The sequence below is a fragment of the Streptococcus infantis genome (genome assembly GCF_047460875.1).
Lineage (GTDB): Bacteria > Bacillota > Bacilli > Lactobacillales > Streptococcaceae > Streptococcus > Streptococcus infantis_AA.
In genome coordinates this window covers 1-12,494 of record NZ_JASHFI010000003.1, presented here as the reverse complement: position 1 = coordinate 12,494, position 12,494 = coordinate 1, and the positions used below count along the sequence as shown (strand labels likewise).

At 41.8% G+C, this 12,494-nt stretch carries 9 protein-coding genes; all 9 read left to right on the top strand.

The features are described from left to right. The first annotated feature begins 25 nt into the window (after positions 1-25). Positions 26-892, top strand: a complete 867-nt coding sequence (locus QM887_RS03460; protein WP_414270516.1) for an ATP-binding cassette domain-containing protein — start codon at positions 26-28, stop codon at positions 890-892. Next, positions 892-1,734, top strand: a complete 843-nt coding sequence (locus tag QM887_RS03455; protein ID WP_414270515.1) for an ABC transporter permease — start codon at positions 892-894, stop codon at positions 1,732-1,734. The genes QM887_RS03460 and QM887_RS03455 overlap by 1 nt, the downstream gene beginning before the upstream one ends. An 18-nt stretch (positions 1,735-1,752) precedes the next feature. Next, positions 1,753-2,208, top strand: a complete 456-nt coding sequence (locus QM887_RS03450; protein WP_414270514.1) for a LytTR family DNA-binding domain-containing protein — start codon at positions 1,753-1,755, stop codon at positions 2,206-2,208. A gap of 9 nt (positions 2,209-2,217) precedes the next feature. Further along, entirely contained in the window at positions 2,218-2,637 is a 420-nt protein-coding gene (locus QM887_RS03445; protein WP_153219816.1) for a DUF3021 domain-containing protein, read from the top strand. Positions 2,638-2,731: 94 nt separating this feature from the next. After that, positions 2,732-3,427: a GNAT family N-acetyltransferase gene (locus QM887_RS03440; RefSeq protein ID WP_414270513.1), complete on the top strand. Its 696-nt coding sequence runs from the start codon at positions 2,732-2,734 to the stop codon at positions 3,425-3,427. Positions 3,428-3,438: 11 nt separating this feature from the next. Next, positions 3,439-3,861 (top strand): GNAT family N-acetyltransferase, encoded by a 423-nt coding sequence (locus tag QM887_RS03435; protein ID WP_414270512.1) that lies wholly within the window; start codon positions 3,439-3,441, stop codon positions 3,859-3,861. 180 nt (positions 3,862-4,041) lie between these two features. Continuing rightward, positions 4,042-5,040, top strand: coding sequence for a Holliday junction branch migration DNA helicase RuvB (ruvB, locus tag QM887_RS03430; protein WP_006149273.1), 999 nt, complete (start codon positions 4,042-4,044; stop codon positions 5,038-5,040). Beyond that, on the top strand, positions 5,021-5,593 hold the full coding sequence (locus QM887_RS03425) for a nucleotidyltransferase family protein (protein WP_414270510.1): 573 nt from the start codon (positions 5,021-5,023) through the stop codon (positions 5,591-5,593). Before ruvB ends, QM887_RS03425 begins: the two co-directional genes overlap by 20 nt. 492 nt (positions 5,594-6,085) lie before the next feature. Beyond that, positions 6,086-12,494 (top strand): accessory Sec-dependent serine-rich glycoprotein adhesin (locus tag QM887_RS03420; RefSeq protein WP_414270509.1); only part of this gene is annotated, 6,409 nt, incomplete at its 3' end.

The following is a 12,494-nucleotide window of genomic DNA, read 5'->3' as shown; positions in this document are numbered from 1 at the left end:
GTGAGGTAAAGAGGAGGAACTAAATATGATTTTACAAGCTAAACATTTGACTAAACGGTACGGCGATTATATGGCTGTTGACGATATTCAGTTAGAGTTTGAAAAAGGGAGTTTTAATGCTATTTTGGGTCCCAATGGTGCAGGAAAATCAACCACCATTTCCATGTTAATCGGGTTGAAAAAGCCGACAAAAGGTCAGATTCGATATGCTCCAAATACGAAAATAGGAGTTGTTTTTCAAGCTAGTGTACTGGATGAGATGTTGACGGTTAGAGAAAATCTTACGATTCGTGCTCAACAGTATAAGGAGATTGCAGCAAGTCGTGTGGATGATTTGATACATCAACTGGGTTTGACTGCTTTCCAGAAGCAACTATATGGAACTTTGTCAGGTGGGCAAAAACGTAGGGTTGATATTGCGCGTGCTCTTCTTTCACAGCCAGATATTCTTTTCTTAGATGAACCAACGACAGGTCTAGATATTCAGACTCGCAAAGCCATTTGGGATTTACTGTCTCGACTACAAAAGGATGAAGGGATGACTATTGTCTTAACGACTCATTATCTGGATGAAGCGGATGAAGCGGATCAGATTTATATCGTTGATCATGGGAAAGTGATTGCGCAAGGTTCTGCGACGGCTATTAAAAGTCAGTATGCATCTAATATTCTAAAAATTCGTTTTAAAGAAATGAAGGATTTAGAAAAGTTGCTACAGACTGGAATGACAGTAAAGAAAGAAAATGAGTTGGAATATCTTTTTTATCCAAGGACATCGCTGGAAGCTATTGAATATTTGGCAAAAGTACGAGAAGAAATTGATTCTTTTGAGTTTCGTCCAGGTACCATGGATGATGCCTTTATTGCACTTACAGGAAGAGAGGTTCGCTAATGTTAGCTTTATTGAAACGGAATTTTATCTTATATTTTCGTAATCGTTCAGGAGTATTTTTCTCATTATTGGGGGCATTGATTTCCTTCCTCCTTTATATCATTTTTTTGCAGAAGAACTTGACGGATGCTTGGTCCCAACTCCCTGATAATACGAACCTTTTAAATAACTGGCTGATGGGTGGGACCTTGGCTGTGACTGGGATTACAACCAGTTTTACGGCTCTTACACAAATGGTACAGGATCGTGAAAATCAAGTGGATCAAGATCTCTTCTTGACAGATTTAGGTAGCTGGGGTTTACAGGTGTCCTATCTAATCAGTAGTATTGCCATCTCTTTTGTCATGCAGGTGTTTATGTTTGCTGTTATGGGGCTTTATTTTAAAGAGAGTCCAGTTATCAGTCATTTACCGGAAATTGCTTTGATTATGTTGTTAAGTAGTCTGCTTTCAAGTTTGATAAATATTCTCTTGATTTATCGTTTTCAATCTGTAGATAGTCTTGGCAAACTGGCAACTATAGTGGGAACTGCTTCTGGATTTTTAGTAGGAACTTATGTCCCTATTGGAGTTTTACCTGATTTTGCACAGATTATCATGAAGTGTACCCCTGCAACTTATATTGCTTCTCTTTATCGACAAATTTTAATGAAAGAACCATTAGAGACCGCATTTACAGGAAATAGCAGCTTGTTAAAGGAATTTCAAGAAAAAATGGGAATCCAAATCAACTGGCAAGAACTATTGACAAAGGAAGAGACATACTTTATAGTGGTTATTATCAGTCTCGTCGCTATTCTTCTTTGGTTTTTATTTGTTAAAGTGTTTAGCAGGAGAAAATAAAAGTATATTGGAGAGAAAATGAAGATTCGTTTTGAAATGAAGGCAGAGTTTTCAGAAAAGGACCCACATATTGTAATTCAGGCAGCTCAATTAACTGACAAAGCAAGGGAAGTCATGGAGTATTTAGAACAATTTTCAACGACCAATCAGGTGGTCATTCCTATTCGAACGGATGATCATCTGGTTATGGTGAAAATTGAGGATCTTATTCTAGCTGATATTGACAAGAATTTATTAACCATTTATACGGTAGATGGGATTTATAAAACTAAGGAAACATTGATAAACTTTCAGAATCGGATTAATCGGCGTAACTTTATACAGATATCACGCCATTCAATTATAAATATTGACCACTTAGAATCGTTATCGGATAGTTTTTCAGGGAACATGATGGCTAAAATGACTCGGGGTATCAAATCTAGTGTGAGTAGGAAATACGTCAAGTCCTTAATGAATTATCTAGGTTTATAGGAGAAAATCATGAAACGATTAATTGATTATTTTGTATCGGGAATGCGCACGGCTTCCTTCTTTTATTTGAGTATGATGGTGTTGACTCAGTTTTATCCAGGTATTACTTATCCTGAACCAATGACAAAAAATATTCTGGCTCTTTTTTTAATGGGTGGAATTATGGGGGTATTGACTTTAATACTTGAAAAGCTAGAGTTTCTTGCTTTTAGTATACGTGTAGGAGTTCATTTATTAGTGACGGCTACTATTTTAGTATTGACCTCTCTATTTTTTGGTTGGGGTTCAGCCTTGTGGAGTCCCTTGCTTTGGTTCTTTTTCTTGTTAATTTATGGATTGATATGGTTGTATCAAATCTGGCAAACTCATAAACTCACCCAACGAATTAATCAAGCCTTAGAGGATAAAAGACAGAAAACGGGTCACTAATATAGTGTTGAGTATGAAGTTTGAAGACAGTGCCAGTTTCCAAAGAGAACAATTTGTGATATAGTATTTTCAGCGTAAAACAAGGAGAAGAAAAATGCCAGTAAACGAATATGGTCAGATGATTGGTGAGTCAATGGAAGGTTATACACCTGGTGAATTGCCTGCTATTGATCTCTTAGAAGGGCGTTATGCTAGGATAGAGGCTCTCTCGGTAGAAAAGCATGCGGAGGATTTATTAGCTGTTTATGGCCCTGATACGCCTCGGGAGATGTGGACCTACCTCTTTCAGGGACCAGTAGCAGACATGGAGGAACTGGTCAGCCTTTTAAATCAGATGTTGGCTCGTAAGGACCGTTTTTACTATGCAATCATAGACAAGGCAACTGGTAAGGCTTTGGGAACTTTTTCTCTTATGCGTATTGACCAGAATAACCGAGTAATAGAAGTGGGAGCTGTCACTTTTTCTCCAGAGCTCAGGGGAACACGTACAGGGACAGAGGCTCAGTATCTCCTAGCTCGCTATGTTTTTGAGGAGCTGAACTATCGTCGCTACGAGTGGAAATGCGATTCTCTAAATCTCCCATCAAGACGAGCTGCGGAGCGTTTGGGATTTGTCTATGAAGGAACCTTCCGTCAGGCAGTCGTTTATAAGGGGCGTACGAGGGATACGGATTGGTTGTCTATGATTGATAAGGACTGGCCACAAGTCAAAGCTCGTTTGGAAGCATGGTTGGATCCTGAAAATTTTGATAAAAATGGACGACAGTACAAGAGCTTAAGAGAGCTTTAATAGGTGTTGACATGATCACTATTAAAAAGCAAGAAATTGTCAAGTTAGAGGATGTTTTGCATCTCTATCAGGCAGTTGGTTGGACAAACTATACACATCAACCCCAGATGCTGGAGCAGGCCTTGTCTCATTCACTAGCGACTTATCTTGCTCGTGATGGTGAGAAAATCGTTGGTTTAGTGCGTTTGGTTGGAGACGGATTTTCATCCGTTTTTGTCCAGGATTTGATTGTTTTGCCTAGTTATCAGCGCCAAGGGATTGGAAGTTCTATGATGAAAGAAGCCTTAGCTGACTATAAGAGTGCCTACCAAGTACAACTAGCGACTGAACAGACAGAAAAAACATTGGGGTTTTACAGTTCTCTGGGGTTTGAAACCTTATCTATTTACGATTGTACAGGAATGATTTGGGTGGATCGAAAAAAATTAAAATAATTCTTTTATCTTAAGTTAACTTTAAGTTTACTCATGTATCATGTAATCATTAAATAAAGACCTCCTAACTTTATTTAATAGAAATCCTAAACTTTTCTTTTTCATAATAATCTCCCTAAAGAAGCCACCAAATCAGGTGGCTTTTTTGTTTGTAGGCTGGATTTTTGCTATAATAGGAACATGAGTAGAATTTTAGATAATGAAATCATGGGTGATGAGGAGTTGGTAGAACGTACCCTCCGTCCCCAATATTTACGTGAATATATCGGACAAGACAAGGTCAAGGATCAGCTTCAAATCTTTATCGAAGCAGCAAAAATGCGTGATGAGGCGCTGGACCATGTTCTTTTGTTTGGCCCTCCAGGTCTCGGGAAAACAACCATGGCTTTTGTCATTGCAAATGAATTGGGAGTTAATCTCAAGCAGACGTCTGGTCCCGTCATCGAAAAAGCAGGTGATTTGGTGGCGATTTTGAATGACTTGGAGCCAGGAGATGTTCTTTTTATTGATGAGATTCATCGCTTGCCCATGTCGGTAGAAGAGGTTCTATACAGTGCCATGGAAGACTTCTACATTGACATCATGATTGGTGCAGGAGAAGCTAGCCGTAGTGTCCATCTAGACTTGCCACCGTTTACCTTGATTGGGGCGACGACACGAGCAGGGATGCTTTCAAATCCTCTTCGTGCCCGTTTTGGGATTACAGGCCACATGGAATATTATACCCATGCTGACTTGACAGAGATTGTCGAGCGGACGGCAGATATCTTTGAGATGGAAATCACTCATGAAGCTGCATCTGAGTTAGCTTTACGCAGTCGTGGAACTCCTCGTATTGCCAATCGACTGCTCAAGCGCGTGCGCGACTTTGCGCAGATTATGGGCGATGGCTTGATTGATGATGTGATTACAGATAAGGCTTTGACCATGCTGGATGTAGACCATGAAGGTTTGGACTATGTAGACCAGAAAATCCTTCGCACCATGATTGAGATGTATGGCGGCGGTCCTGTCGGTCTAGGTACTCTTTCGGTTAATATTGCGGAAGAGCGTGAGACGGTAGAGGATATGTATGAACCTTACTTGATCCAGAAGGGCTTTATCATGCGAACTCGTTCAGGACGGGTCGCGACAGCCAAGGCTTATGAACATTTGGGATATGAATACAGTGAAAAATAAGGCTGAAATTTTAGACTCTTTCAGAGAAAATCCTGACATGATGGCTATTCTGACCATCATCCGTGACTTGGAGTTGAAAGATTCCTGGTTAGCAGCTGGTTCAGTTCGAAATTTTATATGGAATCTTTTGTCAGAGAAACCAGCCTTTGACCGTGAAACGGATGTGGATGTGATTTTCTTTGACCCAGAGGTGAGTTACGAAGAAACGCTGGCTCTAGAGAGCAAGCTGAGAGAGGACTTCCCCCAGTATCAGTGGGAGTTGAAAAATCAAGTCTATATGCACCAACATAGTCCCCACACACCTCCGTATAGAAATTCCTGCGATGCCATGAGTAAATATCCTGAACGTTGCACGGCAGTAGGACTTCGCTTGCAAGCTGACGCAACTTTAGAGCTCTTTGTCCCTTATGGTTTGGAAGATATTTTGAACTTTCAGGTTTCTCCAACTCCTCATTTTTTAGAAAATCAAGACCGAATGAAGCTTTATCAACAGCGTTTATCTAAGAAAAATTGGCGAGAAAAATGGAAAAATCTCACATTTAAAAATACTTAAGGAAACTTTAAGATAGGAGCTGTATACTTATCTCATAAGTTAAAAAGACCTTAACTTATACTCCTAAAACTTTTTCATAATAATCTCCCTATAAAAATTAAGTCGCCCAATCAGGCGGCTTTTTTTAATGAAACGTAAAAATGCTATATCTGTGTACAACTTTTTTAGATATATTATTTATGTCTTGAAAGAAGCTTGGAACTAAATATTTCTTAAAAATAAGGACTCTAAAATCATTTTTATTCTTTATTCATAAAAAGAAGTAGTGGTGCTTAGTATTAATATAAATTATTGTTAAAATGTTTGGACAATAGGGATTAAAGTGTGCTATAATAAAGTGTTTAGAGAACAATCCTATCCGAATTTTTAGAAAAAAATAACATCGGTTAATATATTTATAGAAAGACTATAGCTTCAAATAGAAGACTGATTTTAAGTTTAATTATTTTGATAGTTTGTTTTTTAAAAAAAATGAACTTAAGGAGGAAAAACATGTTTTTCAGACGTCAAGAAGGACGGTATAGAGAAACTGATCGTGTAACTCGATATAAGCTAATTAAGTCGGGGAAACACTGGTTACGTGCCTCAACGTCACTATTTGGCTTGTTTAAAGTTCTTCGTGGTGGTATTGATACAGCTCAAGTAACAACGGAAGTTGTAGAGGATCGCGTGTCAACTTCTATTACTGGATTAGATATCCTCAAGGGGATAGCTGCCGCTGGAACTGTTATAGGCGGAGGAGTTGCGACTCAATCTCATGTCTATGCTAATGAACAGACAGCAGTTGAGAAAACGGTTGAGGGAACCGATACTCTCGCCACTTCTGACCAAGCTGTCTTGGGAACTGTTAAGAAAGATGATGAGCAGCAAGCTTCTGTTTCAGCATCAACTTCTATCAGTGAAAGTGCTTCTACATCAGCTTCGGCCTCAACCAGTGCGGTAGCTTCGGCTTCGGCCTCAACGAGTGCTGTAGCAAGTGCATCAGCTTCAACCAGTGCGGTAGCCAGTGCATCAGCTTCTACAAGTACATCTGTATCAGCATCAGCTACTTCAACTGTAAGTAGTTCACAGACTGCTACTGTAGCTACTCCACAAACGGAAAGTCAAGCAGACGCTAGCCGAACCAATACCCAAGAAACTGCTAGCCAAAAGGAAGCTGCTACTCCAACTTTGGATGGTAAGGTAACACTTGCCAATGCTATTTCTAAAGTAGAAAATCTCAGCCCTAAACAAGGGGATGTGATGACTACTGCTACTACAGCCATTGCTGCTACTGTAACATCAGAAGCGACAGCTAAGAAGGCAGAAGAAGATCGTAAAAAACTAGCTAAACTTTCAGCTGAAATGGGTGAATATCTAGCTAAGGCTGCTGGTTTACCAAATACCGATTCAGCTATCACCAAGGTGAATGCTGCTGTAGTAGAGATTGAAAAAGCACTTGCAAATCCAACTGGTGATTTGACAGCAGTGGTGCAAAGGGCAACTTCAGCTCGTAACTCTATCGCTAATGCTGTTTTACGTGCAAATTCAGGTCAGCGTGACAGCCGTAACGGGCAAGCTATGCCAACAGGAGAAAGCCTCAGAGGTTTTGCCCCTGTAACTCTTAACGAACATACGACTGCCTCGCTTGAGCAAGGAACATTTGCGAGCGGTAACCGTGAAGTTCTTTGGCGTATCAACATGCATTCGCAGAGTGCACTTAACTATGCAGGTCTGATCGCGCAAGTGGATAAAAACACAACCATCACTCGTGTTCTTTTCAATGGAGAACCGATGGAGAAACGTGGTGGTTCTGGAAATGAGTACGTCTTTAACAAGCGCCATGATTTGAATAGGAACTTAGATGCGACTATTTTAATCTATGCAACAGTGAATAATAATTCTAGCGAAGCCACTTTGGATGCGCAAGTAGCTACAAGTAGTCGACCATTCGATAGTGAATCTACTGCTGGTAACTACACTAGAATTATGCATGGAACGGTTGCTACTGGTGCAGGTCAAAGAGCAGAAGATAAAAAACCGACTATCTCTATCAACCCTTCGTATGTTGAAGTATACAATGATGGATTGCTAAATGGACCAAACGGAATTCCTTTTGTCATGAGAGATGATAAAGGGGTGCTAAGTACGTTAGCTGACCCGAACAATACTATCATCACTGGTCTGACGATGAGTCGTATACCAGACGTACAGACGGGATACAAAGGTTATCATGGCGGGAAAAATCCTACTGAACATATATCAGTGGTAAGTGGTACAATTGGTCGTGAACTCAATTCCAATGTATGGAATCCAATGACTCCAGGTGTTTACAATCTTGACTTCAAAGTATTTGACACTGCTGGACAGAGTACTTTAGGTCGTTTGACTATTAACATCAAAGGCTTCAATGAACGTAACGAACCTGTAAGTGGTGATACTGTTACAGTTAACAACCCTTCAGCCTTGAGTGAAACTGAGAAAGCTCAAATCCTTGCAAACTTCAAGAGACAAAATGCTACTATCCTTTCAGGTACTGACTATGTGAAGGGTTCTGAAGGCGGTAAAGAAATTACAGTGTCTGATACTGGTGAAATCAAACTTACCTATCGTGATAACACTGTGGATTACGTTCGAGCAAGTGTAAGAGCGGAAACGGAAGTACCTGTCCCTGCTGTTACAGTGACACGTGGTGGTCAGACTATCCCAGCGACTCCAAGTCCAGTTGCTGGTAATGGAAATGAACACATCGTCTATGCTGGTGATGACTTCACCATTAAATTTACTGCGACTGATAATAGTGGTAAGTTAAAAGAGTTCAAGATTGTACCTAGAGCAGATGGAAGCCAACCAGGCTTGAGAGATAACTTCTTTGAAGATCCTAAATATGGTACAGGAACTGTAGGGCTCTTGACAGGAGATATCACAGCTACACCAGAAAACCCTGCGACTATCACAGTTAATGCTCATATGAAGGATGATCTGGAGTGGAAGTCAGGAAATACTTGGCAACGGAATGCAGTTGCAACGGACCAAGTAGGAAATGTCAACGGAACTGTAGGAACTGGTAATGTTCGTATCACCCAAGGACAACTGAAAGACCGTCTTGCAGTGACTAATCCTGAACTTACACCAGTTGTAGATAAGAGTAACTTGACTGGACCTGAAAAGACAGCTGTCAAGAATGCCATCTACGCTAAGAATAATCAGACAACTCACCGTATCAAAGACATCGAAGTTGCAAGCGATGGTACTGCAACGATTATTTATAAGGATTTGACAAGGAATACTGTTCCGCAGTCGCTTACAGTTAATGAGCGACCTAAGTTGGTGATCCCTTATGATAATGCTACGACTAAGGAAATCTATCTATACCGTGGAGAACAAGTTAATGTAACCTTTAGTGCAACGGATGATTCTGGCAAGATTTCTTCATTGAAGTTTGAGCCGCAATATTATACTGCGGATAATGCAAACGGGAACAACTACGCAGGATATACTGGTATCAATCGTTCAAATCCGATTACTAGCTTAACGAATCAAGCTAATGCAACGATTACCCTTACAGGTACTCTAGATAAAACGGCACCGATAGGATCATTTGAACGCTATTTGATGGCAACAGATGATCGTGGCGTCACAGACAGTGTTCATGCGAAGAATGGTGTTGCTGACAATGGTTATGTAAAATTTGTAATCAAAAATCAGACGGATAAATACAATGCTGTAGCCAAGGTGCCAACTGTCTATACTTATGTTGGTGAAACAGCTAGTGATTTGTCAAATGCCGCTAACTTTGTTCAGCTTGACGGTGGGAAACAATTACCGCAAGGTGCCACTGTTACTTGGAAGACACCAATTAACACAACTAACTCTGGGGATAATAAAAAGGCTGTAGCAACAGTCACATACGCGGATGGATCTACAGATGATGTTACTGTTAATTATAATGTTATGGCGACAATTGCACCTAAGCCTGCAATCAATGATATTCAAGGGACCCCTCCTCATAATGGTACATTCTGGTTGGACTATGTCTCTCGTGTCGGAGATGCCTTCCCTTCAGGTGCTAGTCAGAAATGGACCAAAGTAGGAGGCGCTTCTCAGACAACATCGCCTATTAGCACTGCGGAGGCAGGAAGTCATCGATATAAATTTACATTTACATACCCTGTGGGTCGTTTCGGTGAGACAACAGCATCCAAAGTTTTGAGTAAGACTGTCGATGTTGTTCATGATGTTTACAAGTTCGAGTCAAATCAGTCCTATATTTTTACTCAGAATCAGACAAATGATCCTGAGTATCAACGCGTAGCTGCAAATCCGAAAGATTCTATCACCAAGGTGACAGGAAGCCCTGATTATAATGTAAATAAAACTAAGTTCACTTGGATTGATGGAGCTCCAGATCTTTCTAGAGTTGGTAGATTCACAAAAGATGTAGAAGTTGAACTACCTGCTGATGGTACGGGAGTACGTGTGAAACAACGTGTTCCGATCACCTACACAGTTAACCCACAAGCACCAGTTATCTCAGTTGATTCTACAAATGAAACTGGTGGTTTGCCCAATCGATCGATTGTTGTTACAAATGTAACGCCTGGAGCTCTTGTAACCTTGACTCTAGCTGGGCATACGTTCGTGAAGAGAGCTGAAGATAATGAAACAAGTGTAACTTTCAATCCGAAGGATTTGAAGAAAGCTTATGATGGTAACAATGGACTTCTTCCGACAGGTGATGTAACAGCTAAATCTACAGTTGATGGTTTCAATTCAGAAGTAACGACAAGTACGATTACTCCTGAACGTGTGAAACCAACAATCACATACACAGTCAAAGTAAATGGTCAAGAGCCTAAGAGAGATAGCAATGGTCGTTATCTGTTCTATGCTGGAGACAATATCCAGATTACTTATACAGGTAAAGATAATAGTGGTAAATTAGTCACACTGAAGGTCTCTGGTAATAGAAAAGACTTGACGGACTTCTTCGAAAATAGACCTGAATGGGGAACTGGTCCAATCACGAACATTATCAATACCTTAACGAATGATGACCAAACCACCTTTACCATTAATGCGGTTGCTAATAAAGATCTTTCGTGGAGATCAGGGAATCGCTGGGGACGTTGGCTGATTGCTACAGATCCAAGTGGAAACACTGTTGAAGTAGGAGAAATTAGCGTTCAGCAAGATCAGTTGAAGAACTTGTTTAATAAACCTGCGATTGACTTGACTGAAGTTAAGGATAAGAATCATTTATCAGAATCTGATAAGGAAAAAGTTCGCGAAGAAATCAGAAAAGCTCACGACAAGGTTGTTCCAAACGGTCGCGATCGTATTTCTAGTATTGATGTTAGTGAAGATGGCGTTGCAACAGTCTACTATAAAGATAATGCTAAGGTAGCATCTGGTGCACAACCGTATCCGCCAACTGTCTATAATCAAGATGAAACTGTTTCAGATAAGAAATATCGTTCTGAATCAGCTTCAGCCTCAACAAGTGCAGTAGCAAGTGCTTCAGCCTCAACCAGCGCAGTAGCAAGTGCTTCGGCATCAACAAGCGCAGTAGCCTCAGCATCAGCGTCAACAAGTGCGGTAGCAAGTGCCTCAGCGTCAACAAGCGCAGTAGCAAGTGCTTCAGCATCAACAAGTGCGGTAGCTTCAGCATCAGCGTCAACAAGTGCAGTAGCAAGTGCTTCAGCATCAACAAGTGCGGTAGCATCAGCCTCAGCATCAACAAGTGCAGTAGCAAGTGCTTCAGCATCAACCAGCGCAGTAGCCTCAGCTTCAGCGTCAACAAGTGCGGTAGCATCAGCCTCAGCATCAACAAGTGCAGTAGCAAGTGCTTCAGCATCAACTAGCGCAGTAGCATCAGCATCAGCGTCAACAAGTGCGGTTGCATCAGCATCAGCGTCAACTAGCGCGGTAGCCTCAGCATCAGCATCAACTAGCGCAGTAGCTTCAGCATCAGCGTCAACAAGTGCGGTGGCTTCAGCTTCAGCGTCAACTAGCGCGGTAGCCTCAGCATCAGCATCAACTAGCGCAGTAGCATCAGCTTCAGCGTCAACAAGTGCGGTTGCATCAGCTTCAGCGTCAACAAGCGCAGTGGCAAGTGCCTCAGCGTCAACAAGTGCAGTAGCCTCAGCTTCAGCATCAACAAGCGCGGTCGCTTCAGCATCAGCATCGACAAGTGCAGTGGCAAGTGCCTCAGCATCAACCAGTGCGGTAGCCTCAGCATCAGCATCAACAAGTGCGGTAGCAAGTGCTTCAGCATCGACTAGCGCGGTCGCTTCAGCATCAGCATCGACAAGTGCAGTGGCAAGTGCCTCAGCATCAACAAGCGCGGTCGCTTCAGCCTCAGCATCAACAAGTGCAGTAGCAAGTGCATCAGCATCAACCAGCGCGGTCGCTTCAGCTTCAGCATCAACAAGTGCAGTAGCAAGTGCTTCAGCATCAACAAGTGCGGTAGCTTCAGCCTCAGCCTCAACAAGTGCAGTAGCAAGTGCATCAGCATCAACTAGCGCGGTCGCTTCAGCATCAGCATCGACAAGTGCAGTGGCAAGTGCCTCAGCATCAACCAGTGCGGTAGCCTCAGCTTCAGCGTCAACAAGTGCGGTAGCTTCAGCTTCAGCATCGACAAGTGCAGTAGCAAGTGCATCAGCATCAACCAGCGCGGTCGCTTCAGCTTCAGCATCAACAAGTGCGGTCGCTTCAGCATCAGCATCGACTAGCGCAGTAGCAAGTGCATCAGCATCGACAAGTGCGGTCGCTTCAGCTTCAGCATCAACAAGTGCAGTAGCTTCAGCTTCAGCATCAACAAGTGCAGTAGCCTCAGCTTCAGCATCAACAAGTGCAGTAGCCTCAGCTTCAGCGTCAACAAGCGCAGTAGCAAGTGCTTCAGCGTCAACAAGCGCAGTAG